Here is a 21251-nt window from a genome sequence, read left to right on the forward strand (position 1 = left end):
CCGGCCCTGCGCAATGACCCAGGTATCCGTCACCATGGGGGGATGGACACGGCACCAGTGCGGGTTTTCCTGCTCGACGACCACGAGGTCGTGCGACACGGGCTGCGCGGCCTGCTCGAGGGCGCCGGTCTCGACGTCGTCGGCGACGTGGGCACCGCAGCCGAGGCCGTCCCCGAGATCCTGCGGCTCAAGCCCGACGTCGCGGTGCTCGACGGGCGCCTGCCCGACGGCTCGGGCATCGACGTCTGCCGCGACGTCCGTTCCGCCGACCCGTCGATCAAGGTCCTGATCCTGACCTCGTACGACGACGACGACGCGCTCTTCGCCGCGATCATTGCCGGTGCCGCGGGCTACGTGCTCAAGCAGGTGCGCGGCAACGACCTCATCGACGCGGTGCGCCGCGTCTCGGCGGGGCAGTCGCTGCTCGACCCGGCCATCACGATGCAGGTGCTCGAGCGAATCCGCAACGGGCACGGCGACGACCCGATCTCCCGGCTCACGGCGCAGGAGCGGCGCATCCTCGACCTGATCGGCGAGGGCATGACGAACCGGCAGATCGCCGAGGCGATGAGCCTCGCGGAGAAGACCGTCAAGAACTACGTGTCCCAGCTCCTGGCCAAGCTCGGTCTCGAGCGACGCACCCAGGCGGCGGTCCTCGCCGCCACGCACAAGCGCCCCTGAGGCTGCTCCCGACACGGGCGCCGACGGCCCGGAGCGGGGCTTGTTGCCGGGCCGATATCCTTCTGTCATGGACCACAACGCCCGTCTCGCCGACGCCGACCCCCAGATCGCCGCACTGCTCGACGCCGAGCTCCGTCGCCAGCAGACGACGCTCGAGATGATCGCCTCGGAGAACTTCGCGCCGGTCGCCGCGATGGAGGCCCAGGGCAGCGTCCTGACCAACAAGTACGCCGAGGGTTACCCCGGCGCTCGCTACTACGGCGGGTGCGAGGTCGTCGACGAGGTCGAGCAGATCGCGATCGACCGCCTGAAGCAGATCTTCGACGCCGAGTACGCGAACGTCCAGCCGCACTCCGGCGCTACCGCCAACGCCGCGGTGCTGCACGCGATCGCCCGTCACGGCGACACGATCCTCGGCCTCGACCTGGCCAATGGCGGGCACCTCACGCACGGCATGAAGATCAACTTCTCCGGCCGCCTCTACGACGTCGCGGCCTACCACGTCGACGAGAACGGCCTGGTCGACATGGAGGAGGTGCGCCGGCTCGCGCACGAGCGTCGTCCGAAGGTCGTCATCGCTGGCTGGTCGGCCTACCCGCGTCAGCTCGACTTCGCGAAGTTCCGCGAGATCGCCGACGAGGTCGACGCCTACCTGTGGGTCGACATGGCGCACTTCGCCGGCCTCGTGGCCGCTGGTCTGCACCCCAGCCCGCTGCCGCACGCGCACGTCGTCTCGACCACGACGCACAAGACCCTCGGCGGTCCGCGCGGCGGCGTGATCATGTCGAACGACCTCGACGTGGCCAAGAAGCTGCAGTCGGCCGTGTTCCCCGGTCAGCAGGGTGGTCCGCTGGAGCACGTCATCGCCGCCAAGGCCGTGGCGTTCAAGATGGCGCTGGAGCCGGGATTCAAGGAGCGTCAGGAGCGCACGATCGAGGGTGCGCAGCTCATCGCCGCCCGCCTGAACGAGTCCGACGTCAGCGACGCCGGCGTGGCGGTGCTGTCCGGCGGCACCGACGTCCACCTCGTGCTGGTCGATCTTCGCCACTCCGAGCTCGACGGCCAGCAGGCCGAGGACCTCCTCCACGAGGTCGGCATCACGGTCAACCGCAACGCGGTGCCCAACGATCCGCGCCCGCCCAAGATCACCTCGGGCCTGCGCATCGGCACGCCGGCGCTCGCCACCCGCGGTTTCGCCGCCGAGGAGTTCACCGAGGTCGGTGACGTCATCGCCGAGGCCCTCAAGCCCGGTGCCGACGTCGACTCGCTGCGCAAGCGCACGGCCGCCCTGGCCGAGCGCTTCCCGCTGTACCCCGACGTCGCGCCCTACGCCTGACCGTGGGTCGCGACGGCACGCTGCGCCTGTGGCTGCGGCCCCCCATGTGGGGGCTGCACGTCCTGGCCGTCGTCGCCGCGACAATCTGCTTCATCGGTGGCACCTGGCAGCTCGGCACGTACGACCAGCGCCAGGAGAACGAGCGCGCCGACCGCCAGGAGGTGCCCACGGTCCCCCTGGCCGAGGTCTGGTCGCCCACCGACCCGTTCCTCGACACCATGAACCACCGTCCCGTCACGGTGGAGGGCACCTTCGGCCCGGCCGAGGAACAGCACTGGGTCTCGGGCCGCACCCAAGGTGGCACCGACGGCTACTGGCTGCTGACGCCCCTGGAGCTGGCCGACGACCCGGGCACCGCGATGCTCGTGGTCCGAGGATTCAGTCCTGACGCCGGCACGTTGCCGGCCCCGCCCGAGGGCGATCAGGAGCTGCGCGTCGTCCTGGAGCCGGGCGAGCCCGTCGACCCGAACGACGCCACCGCCGGCGACGAGTCGGAGGTCATCGCCTCGATCCGCGTGCCCGCGCTCGTCAACGAGCTGTCGTACGCGTTGTTCCCCGGATTCGGCATCAGCACCACGACCGACGTCGGCGCCGGGCTGCAGCTCGCCGAGGTCCCGGAGCCCGAGGTCTCCTGGACGGTCGGGATGCGCAATCTCGCGTACTCGCTGCAGTGGTGGGTCTTCGGGGTGTTCGCGCTGTTCATGTGGTGGCGCATGGGTCTGGACCTGGTCGCCACCGAGCGCGCCCGCCGGGAGGCTCCGGAGCCGGAGCACTCGGAGCGTGTCGCTAGCCTGACGCCGTGAGCGACTCCTCCCCCGATCCGGCGGCGCAGCCCCCGGCGGACCAGACCCCCGGCGTCCTGCGTGCCTACCAGGTCGTCGCGACGGTGGTCGGGCTCAACCTGATCTTCGTCATCACGGCGGCCGTGGCGCAGCGCGCCACCGATCCCACGTCCTGGTGGAACCTCAACGAGGACCTGATCTTCACGATCGACCAGGTCCACGGGCTCCTGTTCATGGGACTGCTCGTCCTCATCGCGATCATGGCCAGCCGCTTCCGCTGGCAGCCGAAGATGACGATCACCACGATGCTGCTCGCCACCATCCCGGTCGTCAGCTTCTGGGCCGAGCGCCGCACGACTCGCGTCGTGCAGGCGCAGGCCACGACTGCCTGAAGCCACCCGCTGGTTGAGGTGCGAACGTCACCACCCGTTGGTTGAGGTGCGAAGGCGCTCTGGCGCCTGAGCCTCGAAACCGCCCGCCACCCGACCGCCCACGGTGGTATCGGACCAGCGGCCACGGACCAAGCGGCGTCGTGGACGGGCGGTGAGTCAGCAACCTTTTGACACGCGGGTGAGGTTGCCACCTCACCGCTACTGACCCGGAGCGGTGACCCAGCATCGTGACGCCGCCGTGAAGGGTTGGCTACTCACCGCCAGCCGTCCCGCCGTGGTCCGTGTGCGCTTGCCAGCAACCACCGACGACGGTCAGGAGGTGGCGGTCAGCGACCGCTCCCTCAGCGACCGTGGAAGGTCGCCTTGCCGGGGCCCTCGGTGAGGAACGAGGCCATGCCGTCCTGCAGGTCCTGGGTGTCGAACAGGTCCGAGGCGATCGCGGTCGTGTGGGCGTTGGCCTCGGCCACCCCGCCGGACTCGAAGTGACGCAGGATCTGCTTCCCGGCGGCGAACGCCTTCGTGGGGCCCACGGCCAGCTGCTCGGCGAACCGCAGCACCTCGGCGTCGAAGTCGGCCTGCGTGCCGCCCTCGGTGTCGATGACGCGGTTGACGACGTTCCACCGCTCCAGCGTCGCCGCCTCGTAGAGGTCGCCGGTGAAGACGAACTCCTTGGCGCGGGCCACTCCCGCGCGCGAGGCGAACCGCTGCGTGCCGCCCATCGTGGGCGTCAGGCCGACGACCCGCTCGACGAGCCCGAACTTCGCCTTCGGCGTGGCCAGCAGGATGTCGCAGGCGAGCGCCACCTCGATGGCCCAGGTGAGTGTCAGGGCGTGGGCGGCGAAGACCGTCGGCACCTCGAGCGCAGCGAAGCGGTCGGGGAGCTCGATCATGCGGTCGTACAGCGCCTTGGTGTCGGCCTTGGTCTTGCGCGCGTAGAACTGGGCGACGTCGACGCCACCGGAGACCAGCTTGCCCTCGGCCCGCACCACGACCGCCCGGGGCAGGTCGGCCTCGATCGCGTCGAGCGCGACGTCGAACTCGTCGTGCAGGTCGAGCGAGTAGAGGTTGACGCCACCGTCGGTGAACGTCAGCACCGCCACGTCACCCTGCCGGGTGACCTCCACGCTCATGACGCAACCGCCGGGTCGTAGACGCCGCCGGAGTCGGCGGTGGCCAGGCGGAGAACAGCAGCGATGAGCGCGGCGCTGAGCAGGAGCACCACGGCTCGGCACGGAAGGGATGACCTCATGGAGTCAACCTATCCGTCATCGGCCCGGCGACACGTCAGTGATTGGAGTGACGTGGGAGAATAGCGGCGTACTTCCCCCCCGAAAGGACTCACGTGCCCGCCCAGCTGATCGCGACCCTCCACACCAACCTTGGCGACGTCCCCGTCGAGCTCTTCGCGAACCACGCCCCGGCCACGGTCGAGAACTTCGTGGGTCTCGCCGAGGGCACCAAGGAGTGGGTCGATCCCAAGTCCGGCTCGGTCAGCACCGAGCCCTTCTACGACGGACTCGCCTTCCACCGCATCATCTCGGGATTCATGATCCAGGGCGGATGCCCGCTCGGCACCGGCACCGGTGGTCCGGGCTACACCTTCGGTGACGAGTTCCACCCGGAGAAGCAGTTCGACCGCCCGTACCTGCTCGCGATGGCGAACGCGGGGCCCGGCACCAACGGCTCGCAGTTCTTCATCACGGTCGGCGCGGCTCCGTGGCTGAACCGCAAGCACACGATCTTCGGCGAGGTCACCGATCCGGAGGCCCGCAAGATCGTCGACCAGATCGCCGCGGTCCGCACCGACGGCTTCGACCGTCCGCTCGAGGCCGTCGTGATCGACAAGGTCAGCATCACCCGCGCGTGATCGAGATCGACCGTGAGCACTGAGTCGGTCTGCTACCGGCACTCCGGCAAGGACGCCTACATCTCGTGCCAGCGTTGCGAGCGGCCGATCTGCCCGGAGTGCATGCGCGATGCCTCCGTCGGCTTCCAGTGCCCGGAGTGCATCACGAAGGGCGCCAAGTCGGTGCGCCAGCCGCGCACCGCCGCCGGCGGGGCCATCCCCCGCAGCGCGGGTGCGGCGACCTGGGTCCTGATCGGCATCAACGCAGCCGTGTTCGTCGTGTCGGTCCTGCTCCAGGAGCTCGGGCGCACGGGTCTGGACGTCTGGGGAGCGATCGTCGGGCACGCCGTGATCTACGACGGACAGCTCGTGGAGGGCGTCGCGGGTGGTGAGTACTGGCGACTCCTGACCTCGGCGTTCCTGCACGCCGGCGCGATGCACCTGCTGTTCAACATGTTCGGGCTCTACATCTTCGGCCAGTTCCTGGAGGAGCGGCTGGGCACGGCACGCTTCGTCGCCTTCTACCTGGCGTCCGCGGTGTTCTCCGGCGCCGTGGTGTTCCTGCTGACCGGGCCCAGCGTCCCCACGGTGGGCGCGTCCGGTGCGGTCTTCGCGATGTTCGGCCTCGCGCTCGTGCTGCTGCTGAAGTCCGGCGAGGACGTCCGCACCCTGGTGGTGCTGCTGGGCATCAACGCGTTGCTCAGCCTGCGTGACGGCATCAGCTGGCAGGGCCACCTGGGCGGCTTCGTGGCCGGTGTGCTGTTCGGCGTGGCCGTCATCGTGGCCCCGCGCGGGCGTGGCGCCCTGGCGCAGACGATCGGCGTCACGGTGCTGGTGGCGCTGACCGTGCTCATCACGGTCCTGCGGTCCCTCGCCCTGAACGGATAGTTGTCCACAGGCTTGTCCCCACCCTGTGCAGAATTACACCCATGTAAGTCCCACACCGCAGGCGGATCGGTTCATGCAGCGCCAACCACCCGCAGCAACCACGGGCCGAGGCGAAGCCGAGGCAGGCGCACGGGCGGAGCCCGTCATCGGCGAGGTACGAGCCGATGGAGCGGCGAAGCCGCGCGCCCTACTCCCACTTGGTCGCGAACCCGAAGGCCGCGACGATGAAGCCCATGCCGATCACGAGGTTCCAGTTGCCGAGGTCGGTGATGACCGGCAGCTCCACCTCGGTGTTGGAGATCGTGTAGAACGTCACGATCCACACCAGGCCGAGCAGCGCGCTGCCGATCATGAGCTGGGGGGCGTAGCGCCAGCCGAGCGATGCTCCGGGCTCCGGCTCGGGAGCGGTGCTCGAGGCGACCAGGGACGCGGCGAGCAGGAGCACGCCGGCGATGGCCCAGTTCCAGTTGCCGAGGTCGGAGACGACCGTGGGGATCTCGGGGCCGGGCAGGTTCGTGTCGAGCTTGTAGAACAACCACGCCACGAACCAGCCGAGGCCGAGAACCCCCAGGACGATCGCGGCAGGATGCCACCAGCCGCCACGGATGCGGGACTTCGACGGGGACTTGCTCACGGGACACCTCGGTCTTGGTGGACGTTCGACGGGTGGCGGCCGGACTCCGGTGCCTCCGCTAGCGTAGTCATGACGGTGCACACCCTGCTGCAGGGGCACGCGAGGAAGGCGACATCATGACCGGAGCGACGCGCTCACGTGCCTGGAGCGTCGGTGCCCTGTGCGTCAGCGTCGTGGCGGGGTACGCCTTCGTGTCGAGCGCGGTGACGTCCCGCGGGTCCGACCTGCGCCCGGCGGGCGGTGACATCGCGACGTTGCTGCAGGACCGTGCGCGTGAGGTCGAGCTCAAGCGGTCCTCCGCGAGCACCCTCGAGGACGAGATCGCCGGACTCTCGGCGGCCGTCGGTGCCCCCGGTCTCGACGAGCTCCTCGATGCCGGCGATGTCGCCGCGGCCGACGCCGGTGTCGTCGAGGTGGCGGGCGCGGGCCTGCGCATCACGCTCACCGACGCCCCGCGCTCGGCCGACGACGCCGCCACCGATCCCAACCAGCTCGTGGTGCACCAGCAGGACATCCAGGGGTTCGTCAACGCGATGTGGACCGGCGGTGCCCGCGCCGTGACGCTGCAGGGCCAGCGGCTCGTCTCGACGTCCGGCATCAAGTGCGTCGGCAGCACCGTCGTGATCGACGGCGTGCCGTACTCGCCGCCCTACGTGATCGAGGCGATCGGTATGTCGTCGCGCCTGCAGAACGCGCTCGACGAGTCGTCGCAGGTCGAGGTCTACCGCGAGTACGTCCGCAAGTTCAGCCTCGGCCTGCAGACCGAGGTCGACAGCACCATCACGGCCCCCGCCTACACCGGTCGGGTCGACCTGAGGCATGCCGAGGTGCCCGCGGAGGGCTGACGGCTCGCGCCGCCAGCCCTCGCGGATCAGGGTGCTTCGGGGTCGGGGCCCGGCACGCCCGGGGCTGCCGCCACGGTCAGGGCGATGTTGGAGTCCGGGGAGACCCGGGTGCCGGCGTCGAGCGACTGCTCGAGCACGGTGCCCGGTGTGGCGGTCGGGTCGGTCCGAGCCTGCTGCGCGATCTTGTTGGGGTCGAACCCGGCCTGGGTCAACGCCGCGATCGCGGCGTTGACGTCCATGTTGGTGACGTCGGGCACCTGGATCTGGCCCTTGGAGACGATCAGGGTGACGCTCTGCCCGGGGTCGACCATGGTGCCGGCCACCGGGTTGGACTGGATCACCGTGCCGGCGTCGCGCGTGTCGTTGCGGTCCTCGCGCGTGACCTGCAGACCGAGTGCCTGGAGGTTCGCCGCGGCTTGGTCGAACGAGAGGTCTCGCACGTCCGGGATCTCGACGGGTTCGGGCCCGGTGCTGACGATCAGGGTGACCTCGGTGCCCTCGTCGACCTCGGTGCCCACGTCGGGGTCGGTGCCGACGACACTGCCCGCGGGGACGTCGGCATCGGCACGTTCCTCCGTGGTGGTGGACACGGTGAGACCCGCCTCGGTGAGACGTCCGGTGGCCGCCTCGACGGTCTGGCCTGCCACGTCCGGGACCTCGACGGTGGGCGTGGGCGGGGGTGCCGGCTCGGTGAGCTTCCAGATGCCGAACCCGGCACCGATCAGCAGCAGCACGACGAGGGCGCCGATGGCCCACCACTTGCCGGTGCCCTCGGAGTCGTCCTCGGCGACGGCGCGTCGGGCGCCCGGCTCACGAGGAGGCACGGCGACCGCGGGCGCGACCTGGGTCGCCGCGGCGGCGGGCACGGTGGTGGTCGGGGCATCGACGCGCTGACCGGCCACGGCACGCTCGATGTCGCGGCGCATGTCGCCGGCGGACTGGTAGCGGTCGTCGACGCGCTTCGCGAGGGACTTGGCCACGATGTGGTCGATCGACATCGAGACGTCCGGGTTGAGCTGCGACGGGGGCTTGGCCTCCTCGCGCACGTGCTGGTAGGCGACCGAGACCGGGCTGTCGCCCACGAACGGCGGACGCCCCGTGAGCAGCTCGTACAGCAGGCAGCCGGTCGAGTAGATGTCGCTGCGCGCGTCGACGGTCTCGCCGCGGGCCTGCTCGGGTGAGAGGTACTGCGCGGTGCCGATGACGGCGGCGGTCTGCGTCATGGCCGAGGACGCGTCGGCGATGGCCCGGGCGATGCCGAAGTCCATGACCTTGACCTGGCCGGCGGGCGTGAGCATGACGTTGGCCGGCTTGATGTCGCGGTGGATGATGCCGGACCGGTGGCTGTAGTCGAGGCCGCTGAGGATGTCGGCGGTGATCGTCAGGGCGCGCTCGGGCAGGATCTTGCGCCCGTCGCGCAGGACCTCGCGGAGCGTCTGGCCCTCCACGAGCTCCATCACGATGTAGGGGATCGAGGTGCCCTGCTCGTTCGGCGCCTCGCCGGTGTCGTAGACCGCGACGATCGACGGGTGGTTGAGCGCGGCGGACGACTGGGCCTCGCGGCGGAACCGCTCCTGGAACGTGGGGTCCGAGGCGAGGTCCGGACGGAGCTGCTTGATGGCGACCGTGCGGCCGAGACGGCGGTCGCTGCCGAGGCGGACGTCCGCCATGCCGCCGCGCCCGAGGATCTCGCCGAGCTCGTAGCGGCCACCGAGGAGGGCGGAGCTGTCGGATTCGGTCATGAGGACACTCTCCCAAAGTCGGGGGCGATCCCGGCTGAACCGGGGCAGGGAAGTCGTGGGTCGGTCATGAGGAGACGAGCGCCTCCATGACGGCCTTGGCGATGGGGCCGGCGAGACGACCGCCGGAGATGTCGTCGGTGGCGGTGGCCGACTCGACCACGACCGCGACCGCGACCTGCTGGTCGCCGGAGCCGGCGAAGGAGGCGAACCACGCGAGGTTGGGCAGGTCGCCACCGCGCTGTGCGGTTCCGGTCTTGCCGCCCACGGTCTGGCCGGGGATGCGGGCGGAGCTGGCCGTGCCGCCCTCGACGGTGCTGATCATCATCTGCTGCATCATCGCGGCATGCTCGGTGGACAGCGCCCTGCTGTACTCCTCGGCATCGGCCTCGTCGAGCACGCGCAGGCTCGGATCGCGCACCGTGTCGACGAGGTACGGCTTCATGACGACGCCGTCGTTGGCGATGCCCGCGGCGACCATGGCCATCTGGAGGGGCGTCGCGGCCACCTCGAACTGACCGATGCCCGACTGGGCCAGCTGCGGCAGCTCCAGCTCGCTGCCGTCGGTCGCGAAGCGGCTGGCGTTGGAGGCGAGGCCCTCGATGAGCTTGTCGCCGAAGCCGAACTTGGCGGCCTGCTCCTCGAGCGCGCCCTGGCCGACCTGGGTCGCCAGGGAGCCGAACGAGACGTTGCAGGAGACGTTGAGGGCCTGCTCGAGCGTGATCTGGTCGCCACCGCAGTTGCCGCCACCGGAGTTCGGCAGCGTGTAGGTGATCCCGGGGAAGCTGAGCTCGGTACCACCCTGGACGACCGAGGCGGGATTGAGGTTGAGCTGGTCCAGCGCCGCGGCGGCGGTCACGAGCTTGAAGGTGGAGCCGGGCGGCAGGATCTCCTGCGTGGAGCGGTTGAGCAGCGGCTTGGCAGGGTCACCGTTGAGCGCGGTCCACGCCTCCGACACGGCCCCGAAGTCGTGCGAGGCGAGCGCGTTCGGGTCGTACGAGGGCTGCGACACCATCGTGAGGATCGCGCCGGTCTGGGGGTCGAGCGCCACGACGGAGCCCTTGGTGCCGGCGGGGAGCGCCGCGAGGGCCGCGGCGGCCGTGGTCTGGGCGTTCGAGTCGATCGTGAGCTCGACGCTGCCGCCCTTGGGCTGCTTGTTCGCCACGAGGTCGACGACCCGGTTGACGAACAAACGGTCGTCACTGCCGGACAGGATCGGGTTCTCGGTGTTCTCGACCGCCGAGCGACCGTAGGTGTAGGAGAAGTAGCCGGTCAGGTGGGCGTACAGCCCGGCCCCGGGGTACGTGCGCAGGAACTCGAACTGGTCGTCGGACGGGACGCTCTCGGCGACGGGCTCGCCGTCGACCAGGATCGCTCCACGCTCGCGTGAGTACTCGTCGTCGATGACGCGCTTGTTGTTCGCCTCGCTGTTGAGGTTGTCGGCGTCGACGTACTGGACGTACGTGGCGTTGCCCATCAGTGCCAGGAACAGCACGAGGCAGGCCACCGACAACCGTCGGATGGGGGTGTTCACAGCTTCACCACCTGGGTCGCCTCGTCCTCGGTGACCGCCTCGACCGGCGGCGCCGGTCGTCGGGTCTGGTCGCTGATGCGCAGCAGGATCGCGATGATCGCCCAGTTCATGACGATCGACGAGCCGCCTTGGGACAGGAAGGGTGTCGTGAGTCCGGTCAGCGGGATCAGGTGCGTGACACCACCCACGACGACGAAGACCTGGATGGCCATCGAGATCGCGAGCCCGGCGGCCAGGAGCTTGCCGAAGGCGTCACGGCAGGTGAGCGCGATGCGCAGGCCGCGTTCGACGATGAGTCCGTAGATGACCAGGATCGCCATGAGGCCCGTGAGGCCCAGCTCCTCGCCGAGCGAGGTGGCGATGAAGTCCGAGTAGCCGATCGGCGTGAGCTCCGGGCTGCCCTGGCCCCAGCCGCGACCCAGCAGTCCGCCGTGGGCCAGGCCGTACAGCGCGTTGATGATCTGACCGTTCTGGTCAGGATCGCCGAAGGGGTCCTGCCACGCCTCGAAGCGTCGCTGGACGTGGCTGAACTGCAGGTACCCGAACCACGTGCCGAGTCCGAAGAGCGCACCGCCGACGACGATCCAGCCGGCGCGCTCGGTGGCGATGAAGAGCAGCACGACGAACAGGCCGAAGAACAGCAGCGACGACCCCAGGTCGCGCTGCAGCACGAGGATGCCGATGCTGACGAGCCAGCCGATCATGATCGGTCCCAGGTCGCGGGCGCGAGGCAGGTCGACGCCCAGCACGCGGCGCCCGGCGAGCGCCAGCGCCTCACGCTTCTCGGCGAGGTAGCCGGCGAAGAAGATCGCCAGGCAGATCTTGGCGGCCTCGCCCGGCTGGAAGCTGAAGGGGCCCAGGTTGATCCAGATGCGTGCGCCGCGGATGTTCTGTCCGATGCCCGGCAGCAGCGGCAGGACCAGCAGGATCACGGCCGCGAGCCCGAACGAGTAGGTCAGGGTCTGCAGGCGCCGGTGGTCGCGGACGACCACCAGGACCACGGCGAACGCCACGACGCCGAGGCCGGTCCAGATCAGCTGGCTCGGAGCGAGCGCCGTCCAGTTGTCGCGACGTTCCGACAGGCCGAGGTCGATGCGGTAGATCATGGCCAGCCCGAGCCCGTTCAGGCACAGGACGAGCGGCAGCAGCACGGGGTCGGCGTACGGGGCGAAGCGTCGGATGAGCACGTTCGCGGCGATCGCGACGACGACCAGCGTGACGGCCAGGCCCACGGCACCCGCAGGGACGCGTCCCTCCGCGCCCAGTCCGACGGCGCAGTAGGCGAAGACTCCGAGGCTCACGGCCATGACGGTCAGGACGAGCTCGGCGCCCCGCCGCTTGCGGGGGACCCAGGTGGTCTCGGTCATGCCGCCACCTCCGAGCCGGGGCAACGGTGGGTCGGCGTGGGCATGGCACGGTTCATGGTGCGCTCGCTGCGCTCACTGAGGGTGCTCACGGGGCCACCGTCGCCGGCGCTGGAATGGTCGGGGCGACGGGCACGGTCGGGCTCGGCGTGGGCGACGGCGCCGGGGCCGCGTCGTCGCGCAGCTCGCGCACGATCTGCTCGGCGTCGGCGAGGTCGGTCGCCTCGATGCCGTTGCGCACCTGGCTCTGCTGGAAGGACGACAGGTCGTCGACCTCGATGTCGGTCTCGGACTCGAGGTGGCGCAGCGTGACGAAGGGCAGGTCGGCGTCGACGCCGCGGTAGATGGCGACGGTGCCGTCGGACTCGCTCACGAAGTACTGGTCCTGCGTCCACTGGTAGGCGTACCAGGCGCCGACGCCGATCAGGGCGAACAGCACGACGATCGCCATGAGCCAGCGGGCGAGCCTCCAGCGGGAGGGCTCGCGCGGTGCGTAGCGCAGCTCCTCGGGGTCGACCGCGAACCGGGCGGTGGAGTCGTGCACGTCGACCGCTGCGCCGCGGCGCGGCTGGGGCGCCTCTGCGGCCGCGCCGACCAGCTGCGGCATGCCGTCGGCGCACGCGAGCTCGGACTCCTCGTCGGCCGTGGAGGCGTCGACCATCTCGCCGATCACGACCGTGACGTTGTCGGCGCCGCCGCCCTCGAGCGCGAGCCGGACGAGGTCGGTGGCGGCGACGTCGATCGACTCCGCACCCAGGGCGCGGGCGATCGCCTCGTCCTCGACCATGTCGGAGAGCCCGTCGCTGCAGAGCAGGTAGCGGTCGCCGAGCTGCGGCTGGAGCCAGGAGTAGTCGGCCTCGAAGTCGTCGCGGCCGAGCATCGCGCGCAGCAGCAACGAGCGGTGCGGGTGGTGGCGGGCCTCCTCGGACGTGATGCGTCCCTCGTCGACGAGGCTCTGCACGAAGGTGTGGTCGGCGCTGAGCTGGGTGAGCTTGTGCCCGCGCAGGCGGTAGGCCCGGGAGTCGCCGAGGTGGGCCACGGCGAACTTCTCGCCGTCCCACAGCATCGCCTCGACCGTGGTGCCCATGCCCTCCACGGCGGGGTCGGCCTCGATCAGGGCGCCGAGCCGCTGGTTGGCCGCGTTGACGACCTGCGTGAGGTGGTCGAGCGCGTCGACGTCGCCTCGGCCGTCGGGGGTGTCGTCGTCGACGGACCGGATGATCGTGACCGCCTCGGACGACGCCAGGTCGCCCGCGGCAGCCCCGCCCATGCCGTCGGCGAGCAGCAGCAGGTGCGGGCTGGCGTAGCCGGAGTCCTGGTTGTTGGACCGCCGCAGGCCGACGTCGGTGAGCGCGGTGTAGCGCAGCGCGAGCGGGGAGCCGGACACGGGCGGCGTCACTTCCGCAGCTCGACGATGGTCTTGCCCAGGCGGACCTGGACCCCGAGGGCGATCGGCACGGGCGTGGTGACGCGTTGGCTGCCGATGAACGTGCCGTTGGTGGAGCCGACGTCCTCGACGAACCACTCGGCGCCGTTGCTGGCGAAGCGGGCGTGTCGGGTCGAGACGTAGTCGTCGTCGAGCCTGATGGCGGCATCGGTGCCGCGGCCCAGCAGGATCGGCTGGTCGCCGAGGGGCACGCTCTGGCCGGCGTTGGGTCCGTCGGTGACGTACAGCATCTTGGGCGTTCCCCGCTGGGGGCGGCGCGGCCTCGTGACCTTGGGCTTGGGCGCCGGCTTGGGCGTGCGCGCTGCCGCGCCCGGTCCGGCCGGTGTCTCGGTGACCTTGGTGCCGAAGATGTCGGTGCGGATGACCGAGACCGCTGACAGGACGAAGATCCAGAGCACGGCCAGGAAGCCGAGCTTGATGAGCGTCAGGGTGAGCTCGGACATCAAGCCTTCCGTTCCGTGAGTCGGACGACGACGGTGGTGTTGCCCAGGCGCATCTCGGACCCGTCGGGCACGGAGGCCGAGGAGACGCGGTGGCCGTTGAGCACGACGCCGTTGGTGGAGCCCAGGTCGGTGACCGTGATCTGGACGGTCTCGCCCGTGTCGTGGATGTTGAGCTCGCAGTGGCGCCGCGAGATGCCCGGGTCGTCGATGCGCAGGTCGGACTCGGAGCCTCGACCGATGACCAGGCCGGGCGGGGTCAGGGGGTGGCGCTGGCTGCCGATCTCCAGGTAGGCCTCGGCGCGTCGGGCGGCCGAGTCGCTCATGCTGGCCCCGGCGGCCGGTCGCACCGACGCGTTGGTGCGGCTGCGGACCCGGAAGCGTCCGGTGCCCAGCTCGGGGGCCTCGACGAACTCGATCGCCAGACCGCCGGCCAGCGTGTACCGCTGCTCGTGGACGTGCTCGCGGACGAGGGTGCTGAGCTCGCCGGTGAGCGTCTCACCGAACGGGACGAGTCGGGCGTGGTCCTCGGGGGATAGCTCGACGGTGAAGTCGTTCGGCACGAGTCGGCGGTCGCGCGAGAGGATCTGCGCCGAGTTGTCGATCTCGCGTTGCAGGGCCGCCGCGATCTCGACCGGCTGCACCGCGCTGCGGAAAGCCCGGGCAAAAGCGCTCGTGACCACGCCCTCGAGCCGTTGCTCGAACCGCTGGAGTACCCCAGCCATGACGCCCCCTTCCCACGCATCGGTCGTGCTCCTTCGTCGATCGTATCGACACCAGGTCTGGAGCGCGCCCCTCCGGTGCTAGACTCGGTGGTCGTTCGGTTCGCGCCGGACGATTGTCGCGCGAGTGGCGGAATGGTAGACGCGCTGGCTTCAGGTGCCAGTGTCCGCAAGGGCGTGGGGGTTCAAATCCCCCCTCGCGCACAATGAGAAAGCCGGGTCCCGTTCTTTGGGGCCCGGCTTTCTCATTGATCAGGCACAGTGATTTGAGGAGGAGCGACGAAGGAGCGACGGGGTCCCCCCCGCGCATGCCGACACGTCCGCCGCGCGGATCCCCCCACCACCTGCCTGCGGTGCAACCGCGGCGTAGCCGCGGAACCCAGCACCCCCACCTCCCTCAACGCGCTCCCCGCACCCCGTCCACCAGCGCCAGCGCGAGCACCAGCGACGCCGCCGCGACGGGCAGTGCCGCCCACCGCACGGAGATCTCGTCGGCACCGACCAGGCCGATCACGACGCAGGCGACGCCGGTGGGGACGGCCACGAGGACGGGTGCGCTGAGCCAGCGCCGGGCGACGCCGAGCAGGACGCTGAGGCCGAGGAGCCCTGCACCCCAGATGAGCATCCCGACGGGGTCCATGGTCCGAGACTAGCCTCGGCGGCCTCCTCGTGGACGGCCCCCGGCGTGCGGATCGCGGGTCACGGCCTACGCTCGACCTCGAATCATGGCGCAGCACGAGAGCCCGAGCCTGGAGCCCACCGGGTCGGCAGATCCTGAGGGCAGCGCACTGGCGTGGAGCGTCGGTGCGGTGGCCCAACGCCTGCACGTCTCCCCGTCGACCCTGCGGACGTGGGAGCGCCGCTACGGTCTGGGTCCCACCGAGCGCACCAAGGGCGGTCACCGCCGCTACTCCGAGGCCGACATCTCGCGGGTCGAGCTGCTCCACGGCCTGATCGGTCGCGGGGTCGCGCCCCGCACCGCGGCCCGGTTGGCCGCCTCCCAGGGAGTGACACCGCTGGCCCACCCGGCCTCCACGGCCGACGTCGCCGATGCCCTCGAGGCACCCGAGCTCTTCGCCGCCGACGTCCTCACGGCCGCGGCCCGGTTCGACGGAGGTCGGCTCAGCCGGCTCCTCGCCGTCGTGGTGGTCGAGCACGGGGTGATCGACGCCTGGGACACCTACCTCCAGCCCGCACTGCGTCACGTGCGCGACTCGGTGGCCGACGGCATCATCGGCGTCGACGCGGGCCACCTGGTGAGCGACACCCTCGCCACCGAGCTGCGGGCCTACGTGCGGGCGTGGCCCGACCTCGACCGGCGGCACGCCGGGGTCCTGCTCGCGACCGTCGAGGACGATCCCCACTCGCTGCCGGTCGTCGCGCTGCAGGCGGCGCTCGCGGGTCGGGGCGTCGCCAGCCACTCCTTCGGTGCCCGCCTGCCCGCCGGAGCCCTCGCGAACGTGATCGCCACGGTGCACCCCGCGGTGGTGTTCCTGTGGTCGACCACCGAGATGTCGCCCGACGACCACGTGTGGCAGGTGTCGTCCGCGGCACGGGCCGACGCGCTCGTGGTGCTGGCCGGCCCCGGTTGGCCGGCCCGGATGCATCACGAGGAGCCCAAGCGGGTCGCGCGGCCCACGAGCCTGGCAGTCACGGTCGACGTCGTGCTGAAGCGCCTGGCCGATCTGTCGGAGGAGCCGGCCCGTACCGACGCGTAGCATCGCGGCATGAGCGAACCACGGGTGATCACCGAGATCGAGGGGCCGTTGGCCCACGTGCGCCTGAATCGGCCCGACAAGCTCAACGCGGTCGACCTCGGCCTGCTCGACGGCCTGCTGGAGAGCGCTGCCCAGATCGCCGCCGACCGCGACGTGCGGGCCGTGCTCCTCTCGGGCGAGGGCAAGTCCTTCTGCGCAGGCCTCGACTTCGCGTCGGTCAACAAGACGCCGCGCAAGGTCCTGGCCAGCTTCATCCCCAACCCGCTGCGGGGCACCAACCGCTTTCAGCAGTCGCTGTGGGCCTGGCGGCGGCTGCCCGTGCCCGTCATCGCCGTCACGCGAGGTCACGTGTTCGGCGCCGGCTTCCAGCTCGCGCTGGCGGCCGACTTCCGCTTCACGACCCCCGACGCCAAGTGGTCGATCCTCGAGGCCAAGTGGGGCCTCGTGCCCGACATGAGCGGCACGATCCCGCTCGTCGAGCAGGTCCCGCTCGACCTGGCCAAGCGACTCACGATGACCGGCGAGATCTTCTCGGGCGAGCAGGCCGCCACGTGGGGCCTGGCGACCGGCAGCGATGTCGATCCCGACAAGCTCGCTCGCGAGCTCGCCGATCAGCTGATCGAGCGGTCGCCCGACTCGGTCAGCGCCAGCAAGTCGCTCCTCAACGAGGCGGCGCGCCGAGGTCTGCGCGCCCAGCTGCGGCTCGAGCGCAAGCTCCAGCTGTCGATGTTCCGTTCACCCAACACGAAGATCGCGCGGTCGGCGGGCACGAAGGGCGAGGCTCCGGTCTTCGGTCCGCGCACGTTCCGCTGAGGCGATCGCGAGATCGGGCTGGTCGGCGAACACCCCGTCGACGCCGGCCGCGATGAGGGCCTCGAGCTCGCCGTGCACGTCGACGTTGCTGGGCAGGAACCGGGGCTCGGCCCGCACGGTGTAGACCACGACCTTGAGGCCGGCCGCGTGCGCGTCGCCGACGAGGCCGCTGGGTGCGCCGATCGCGTTCGACGCGTCCCGCGGGAGCACCTGGCTCTTCTCGGGGCCCAGCCACGTCGCGTACGTGGAGACCTCGCGCAGGCCCGCGGGGGTCAGCATCCGCGCGTACGCCGTCGACGCCGAGGTCAGCTGCACCAGGGGGACGGCGACGAGTCGCCGCAGCTCGCGCAGGTTGCCCGACTCGAACGACTGCACGACGACGGGGGCGTCCGCCCCGGTCCAGCCCACGCGCTCCAGGCTCGCGAGCAGGGGCGGCGTGAGGTCGAGTCCGAGCGAGGCGAAGTAGCTGGGGTGCTTGGTCTCGGGAGCCACCGCGATGACGCGCCCTCGACGGACTGCCTCGATCCGGGCGAGGTCGAGGATCTCGTCGAACGTGGGCACCGGGTAGAGCCCGTCGTAGAGCGTGTTGCCCGGACGCACCGCGGGGAGTCGCTCCCGCGCGTGCAGGGTGCGCAGCTCGGCGAGGGTCAGGTCCTCGGTAAACCAGCCGGTCACGCTGACGCCGTCGACGACCTTCGTGGTGCGGCGGTCGGCCAGCTCAGGATGATCGGCGACGTCGGTCGTGCCGCTGATCTCGTTCTCGTGCCGGGCGACGAGGACGCCGTCGCGGGTGCTGACGAGATCGGGCTCGATGACGTCGGCGCCCATCTCGATCGCGAGGCGGTAGGACTCGATCGTGTGCTCCGGGCGGTACCCGGAGGCTCCTCGGTGGGCGAAGACCGTCACCGTGCGGTTGGCCATGTCTCAACTGCACGCCCCGGACGTGTCCAGCGGGTGAAGTCGTGGTGCTGGGCGGACGAACGTCAGAGCACGTCGAGGCGCCCCAGCACCGCGCGGACGTGCGCCAGGGCGTCCGGGTCGCGCAGCCCGGTGGAGTCGTCGAAGTAGAGGCCGTCGCCGATCAGCTGGATCGTGCGGGCCAGGGCCTCGTCGCCGAGGTGCTCGGCGAGGACCTGGAACCAGGCGTCGCGCACGCGGGCCATGGCCTCGGCGGCCCGGGAGTCGTTCTCCTGCGCGATGCGGGTCGCCGCGATCAGGGCGCGGTCGAAGTCGCTGCCGGAGTCGACCGAGGTCTCGAGGTAGAAGTCGACCGGCCCGGCCGGGGCCTCGCGCATCTTCGCGACGTCGGCGTCGGCCTGCTCGTAGAGGCGTTCGAGCATGCCTTCGACGAGCTCGTCCTTGCTGTGGAAGTGGTACAGCAGCCCGCCCTTGGAGACACCGGCGGCTGCGGCCACGGCGTCGAGCGTCGCGGCGCGGCTGCCGCCCTCGACGAGCTGGTGCTCGAACGCGTCGAGCAGGCGGTCGCGGGTGCTGCGGTCGTCGCTCGAGGCCATGCCGGGAGTGTAGGACGAGTCACGCCGACCTGAGTTGGAACTGTACCGTCTGGACGGTACAGTTCACCGCATGACCCACGACGTTCTCTCCGCGCGCGCCACGCGCCGCGAGTGGGCCGCCCTCGCCGCCCTGATGCTCCCCGTCCTCCTCGTCTCGGTGGACAACACCGTGCTGAGCTTCGCCCTGCCCAGCCTCAGCACGGCGCTGGCGCCGACCGGCAACCAGCTGCTGTGGATCGTCGACATCTACGCGCTGATGCTCGCCGGCCTGCTCATCGCGATGGGCAGCCTCGGCGACCGCCTGGGCCGCCGACGTCTGCTCGTGACCGGCTCGATCGGCTTCGGCGTCGTGTCGCTCGCGGCCGCCTTCAGCCCCAGCCCCGAGGCGCTCATCGTGATGCGCGCGGCGCAGGGCTTCTTCGGCGCGATGCTGATGCCGTCGACGCTCTCGCTGATCCGGAACGTCTTCACCGACGCCCGCGACCGTCGCATCGCGATCGCGACGTGGGCCGCGATGTTCTCCGGTGGTGCGGCCCTCGGTCCGATCCTCGGTGGTTGGCTCCTGCAGCACTACTGGTGGGGCTCGGTCTTCCTGATCAACGCCCCGGTCGTGGCCATCCTGGTGCCGTTGGCGCTCTGGCTGGTGCCGGAGTCACGTGACCCCCGGCCCGGTCCGGTCGACCCGATCTCGATCGGTCTGTCGATGCTGGCCATGCTCCCGGCTGTCTACGCGATCAAGCACGCGGTGCACGCCGGCGTCGACGACGTCACGGTCGCGTGCCTGGCTCTCGCCGTCGCCTCGGGCATCGCGTTCGTGCGCCGTCAGCGGCGCAGCGTCACGCCGATGCTGGACGTCGACCTGTTCCGCAACCGCGTCTTCGCCGGCTCGGTCGTCGCGAACCTGCTGAGCCTCATGGCCCTGACCGGGTTCCTGTTCTTCGCGGCGCAGCTGCTGCAGCTCGTGCTCGGGCTCGAGCCGATGGTCGCGGCCCTCGTGCTGCTGCCCGGCCTGGTCGTGACGGTGGCCGCGGGATTCGTCGCCGTCGCGCTCGTCCGGGTCGTGCCGGCGCGCGTGCTGGTGGCCGGCAGCTTCGTGGCCTCGGCCGGCGGCTACGCGATCGCGGCCTTCACGGGTCACCCCAGCGTCGGAAGCGTCATGCTGGCGTTCACGGTCATGGGGATCGGCATCGGCATGGCCGAGACGCTCACCAACGACATGGTGCTCAGCCATGCCCCGCCGCACCGGGCCGGCGCGGCCTCGGCGATCTCGGAGACGGCCTACGAGGTCGGTGCGGTGCTCGGAACCGCCGTGCTGGGCAGCGTGGTCACGGCGACCTACGCGGCGCACCTCGCGGTGCCGGCGGACGCCGTGGGCGGTGGCTCGCACGAGACGCTCGGTGCGACCCTCGAGCACGCGTCGACCCTGCCGAACGGCATCGGCACGGCCCTGTCGGACTCCGCCGTCGCGGCCTTCGACCTCGGGGTGCAGTACGCCTCCGGCGTCGCGATCGGCGTCGCCCTGCTGGCTGCCCTGATCAGCTGGCGGACGCTGCCGAGGTGATTCCGAGGAGCCTCGAAACCACGGCCATCTGGTGGGTCACCCAGATGTGTGGACTTTCGGCCCGTTTTGAGGCTCGGAATGGGCCCAAAGTCACCAAATCGGGGCGGGACCCACGCCTCTGGTCCGTGGCCGCCTGGCAGGTGGTGACGCCGGGCTTCAACCGGCGGTGCCCCTCAGGCCGCTGCTGCGGTGCGGGTCTGCTCGGCGCGGGCGACGGTCGTGTCGATGACCCGGGTGACCAGCTCGGGGTCGTCGATCATCGGCACGTGGCCGCAGCCGGGCAGGTCGACGTGCTCGGCGTGGGTCAGGCGCGCGCGGGCGGTGCGTGACTGCGAGTAGGGCAGGATCAGGTCCTTCGTGCCCCAGGCGACGGTCGTGGTGACGGGGACCTGGTGGTCGAAGAAGTAGCCCAGCGCCTGGATCGCGGTGCGCTCGAACGCGGTGCAGTACTTCAGGCCACGCGCGTCGCGCAGGGCCGCGTCCTGGGGGATGCGCTCCGGGTGCGCGTAGAGCAGCTGGCCCGACAGGCGCAGGCCGATCTCGGTGCGGGTGAGTCGCTTGACGACGAACTCCGGCGAGAGCACCGCGACGATGCGCAGCACGAACAGTGCGGCGAGGGCCTGGAACTTGCTGATCGGGCCGAAGAACCCGGCGGGGCTCAGCGCGGTGACTGACGAGACGAGTCCGCGCGCGCCGAGCTCGAGCGAGATGGCGCCGCCGAGGGAGTTGCCCACGACGTGCGGCTTGGTGACGCCCCAGCGCTCGAACTGCGACGCGAGGTGGTCGACCGCGTTCGGCATCGAGTAGGGAACGCCGCCGGCGAATGCGGGTGACTCGCCGAAGCCCGAGAGGTCGGGAGCGATGACGTCGTAGCGCGTGGCGAGGTCGTCGATGATCGGGTCCCACGCGCCCTTGTTGTGGCCGATGCCGTGCAGCAGGACCAGCGTGGGCCCGGAGCCCTTGCGGACGTAGGTGAGGTCGGGGAGCAGCATCGG

23 protein-coding genes and 1 tRNA gene are annotated in these 21251 nt (G+C 70.7%); 11 read left to right on the top strand and 13 right to left on the bottom strand.

Annotated elements, in window-relative coordinates; genetic code table 11:
- Window positions 1-42 precede the first annotated feature (42 nt).
- From V6S66_RS00465 to V6S66_RS00480, 4 genes are all read left to right on the top strand, one after another.
- Complete coding sequence (locus V6S66_RS00465; RefSeq protein ID WP_334204815.1) at window positions 43-681, top strand: response regulator transcription factor; 639 nt, start codon at window positions 43-45, stop codon at window positions 679-681.
- A 67-nt stretch (window positions 682-748) separates the two neighbouring features.
- Window positions 749-2017, top strand: a complete 1269-nt coding sequence (glyA, locus tag V6S66_RS00470; RefSeq protein ID WP_334204816.1) for a serine hydroxymethyltransferase — start codon at window positions 749-751, stop codon at window positions 2015-2017.
- A 2-nt stretch (window positions 2018-2019) separates the two neighbouring features.
- Entirely contained in the window at window positions 2020-2820 is an 801-nt protein-coding gene (locus tag V6S66_RS00475; protein WP_334204817.1) for an SURF1 family protein, read from the top strand.
- Window positions 2817-3191, top strand: coding sequence for a DUF3817 domain-containing protein (locus V6S66_RS00480; protein WP_334204818.1), 375 nt, complete (start codon window positions 2817-2819; stop codon window positions 3189-3191). Before V6S66_RS00475 ends, V6S66_RS00480 begins: the two co-directional genes overlap by 4 nt.
- Window positions 3192-3532: 341 nt before the next feature.
- Here the strand turns inward: V6S66_RS00480 and V6S66_RS00485 are convergent, their stop codons facing one another.
- Entirely contained in the window at window positions 3533-4321 is a 789-nt protein-coding gene (locus V6S66_RS00485) for an enoyl-CoA hydratase/isomerase family protein (protein WP_334204819.1), read from the bottom strand.
- A complete protein-coding gene (locus tag V6S66_RS00490) occupies window positions 4318-4440 on the bottom strand; it encodes a hypothetical protein (RefSeq protein WP_334204820.1) in 123 nt (40 codons plus the stop codon). The genes V6S66_RS00485 and V6S66_RS00490 overlap by 4 nt, the downstream gene beginning before the upstream one ends.
- 93 nt (window positions 4441-4533) lie before the next feature.
- On the opposite strand from V6S66_RS00490, the gene V6S66_RS00495 reads away from it, so the two are divergent.
- Window positions 4534-5058 (top strand): peptidylprolyl isomerase, encoded by a 525-nt coding sequence (locus tag V6S66_RS00495; RefSeq protein ID WP_334204821.1) that lies wholly within the window; start codon window positions 4534-4536, stop codon window positions 5056-5058.
- 12 nt (window positions 5059-5070) lie between these two features.
- Window positions 5071-5925, top strand: coding sequence for a rhomboid family intramembrane serine protease (locus V6S66_RS00500; protein WP_334204822.1), 855 nt, complete (start codon window positions 5071-5073; stop codon window positions 5923-5925).
- A gap of 187 nt (window positions 5926-6112) precedes the next feature.
- Here the strand turns inward: V6S66_RS00500 and V6S66_RS00505 are convergent, their stop codons facing one another.
- On the bottom strand, window positions 6113-6559 hold the full coding sequence (locus V6S66_RS00505) for a cell division protein CrgA (RefSeq protein WP_334204823.1): 447 nt from the start codon (window positions 6557-6559) through the stop codon (window positions 6113-6115).
- Window positions 6560-6675: 116 nt separating this feature from the next.
- Between V6S66_RS00505 and V6S66_RS00510 the strand changes: the two genes are divergently transcribed.
- Window positions 6676-7404 carry a DUF881 domain-containing protein gene (locus V6S66_RS00510; protein ID WP_334204824.1) on the top strand — a complete coding sequence of 243 codons (729 nt, stop codon included), beginning with the start codon at window positions 6676-6678 and terminating at the stop codon, window positions 7402-7404.
- Window positions 7405-7430: 26 nt separating this feature from the next.
- Here V6S66_RS00510 and pknB read toward each other — a convergent pair whose 3' ends face one another.
- From pknB to V6S66_RS00540, 6 genes are all read right to left on the bottom strand, one after another.
- A complete protein-coding gene (gene pknB, locus V6S66_RS00515) occupies window positions 7431-9146 on the bottom strand; it encodes a Stk1 family PASTA domain-containing Ser/Thr kinase (protein ID WP_334204825.1) in 1716 nt (571 codons plus the stop codon).
- A gap of 64 nt (window positions 9147-9210) precedes the next feature.
- Window positions 9211-10677 (bottom strand): peptidoglycan D,D-transpeptidase FtsI family protein, encoded by a 1467-nt coding sequence (locus V6S66_RS00520; protein WP_334204826.1) that lies wholly within the window; start codon window positions 10675-10677, stop codon window positions 9211-9213.
- Window positions 10674-12044, bottom strand: a complete 1371-nt coding sequence (locus V6S66_RS00525; RefSeq protein ID WP_334204827.1) for an FtsW/RodA/SpoVE family cell cycle protein — start codon at window positions 12042-12044, stop codon at window positions 10674-10676. The genes V6S66_RS00520 and V6S66_RS00525 overlap by 4 nt, the downstream gene beginning before the upstream one ends.
- Before the next feature lie 85 nt (window positions 12045-12129).
- Window positions 12130-13440, bottom strand: coding sequence for a BofC C-terminal domain-containing protein (locus V6S66_RS00530; RefSeq protein ID WP_334204828.1), 1311 nt, complete (start codon window positions 13438-13440; stop codon window positions 12130-12132).
- On the bottom strand, window positions 13437-13931 hold the full coding sequence (locus V6S66_RS00535; RefSeq protein ID WP_334204829.1) for an FHA domain-containing protein FhaB/FipA: 495 nt from the start codon (window positions 13929-13931) through the stop codon (window positions 13437-13439). The genes V6S66_RS00530 and V6S66_RS00535 overlap by 4 nt, the downstream gene beginning before the upstream one ends.
- A complete protein-coding gene (locus V6S66_RS00540; protein WP_334204830.1) occupies window positions 13931-14653 on the bottom strand; it encodes a DUF3662 and FHA domain-containing protein in 723 nt (240 codons plus the stop codon). Before V6S66_RS00540 ends, V6S66_RS00535 begins: the two co-directional genes overlap by 1 nt.
- Before the next feature lie 118 nt (window positions 14654-14771).
- Here V6S66_RS00540 and V6S66_RS00545 point away from each other — a divergent pair.
- Window positions 14772-14854 (top strand) — tRNA-Leu (locus V6S66_RS00545).
- Window positions 14855-15047: 193 nt separating this feature from the next.
- Here V6S66_RS00545 and V6S66_RS00550 read toward each other — a convergent pair.
- On the bottom strand, window positions 15048-15290 hold the full coding sequence (locus V6S66_RS00550; protein WP_334204831.1) for a hypothetical protein: 243 nt from the start codon (window positions 15288-15290) through the stop codon (window positions 15048-15050).
- A gap of 85 nt (window positions 15291-15375) precedes the next feature.
- Between V6S66_RS00550 and V6S66_RS00555 the strand changes: the two genes are divergently transcribed.
- Entirely contained in the window at window positions 15376-16368 is a 993-nt protein-coding gene (locus tag V6S66_RS00555) for a MerR family transcriptional regulator (protein WP_334204832.1), read from the top strand.
- A gap of 9 nt (window positions 16369-16377) precedes the next feature.
- A complete protein-coding gene (locus tag V6S66_RS00560) occupies window positions 16378-17181 on the top strand; it encodes a crotonase/enoyl-CoA hydratase family protein (RefSeq protein WP_334204833.1) in 804 nt (267 codons plus the stop codon).
- Here the strand turns inward: V6S66_RS00560 and V6S66_RS00565 are convergent.
- Both V6S66_RS00565 and V6S66_RS00570 read right to left on the bottom strand, forming a co-directional pair.
- A complete protein-coding gene (locus V6S66_RS00565) occupies window positions 17104-18102 on the bottom strand; it encodes a glycerophosphodiester phosphodiesterase (protein ID WP_334204834.1) in 999 nt (332 codons plus the stop codon). The two genes, V6S66_RS00560 and V6S66_RS00565, sit on opposite strands and share 78 nt — an antisense overlap.
- 62 nt (window positions 18103-18164) lie before the next feature.
- On the bottom strand, window positions 18165-18695 hold the full coding sequence (locus V6S66_RS00570) for a TetR/AcrR family transcriptional regulator (RefSeq protein WP_334204835.1): 531 nt from the start codon (window positions 18693-18695) through the stop codon (window positions 18165-18167).
- Between the two features lie 70 nt (window positions 18696-18765).
- Between V6S66_RS00570 and V6S66_RS00575 the strand changes: the two genes are divergently transcribed.
- Entirely contained in the window at window positions 18766-20256 is a 1491-nt protein-coding gene (locus V6S66_RS00575) for an MFS transporter (RefSeq protein WP_334204836.1), read from the top strand.
- A 173-nt stretch (window positions 20257-20429) separates the two neighbouring features.
- Here V6S66_RS00575 and V6S66_RS00580 read toward each other — a convergent pair whose 3' ends face one another.
- On the bottom strand, window positions 20430-21248 hold the full coding sequence (locus V6S66_RS00580) for an alpha/beta fold hydrolase (protein ID WP_334204837.1): 819 nt from the start codon (window positions 21246-21248) through the stop codon (window positions 20430-20432).
- Window positions 21249-21251 lie beyond the last annotated feature (3 nt).

This window comes from Aeromicrobium sp. Sec7.5, assembly GCF_036867135.1.
Classification (GTDB): Bacteria; Actinomycetota; Actinomycetes; order Propionibacteriales; family Nocardioidaceae; genus Aeromicrobium.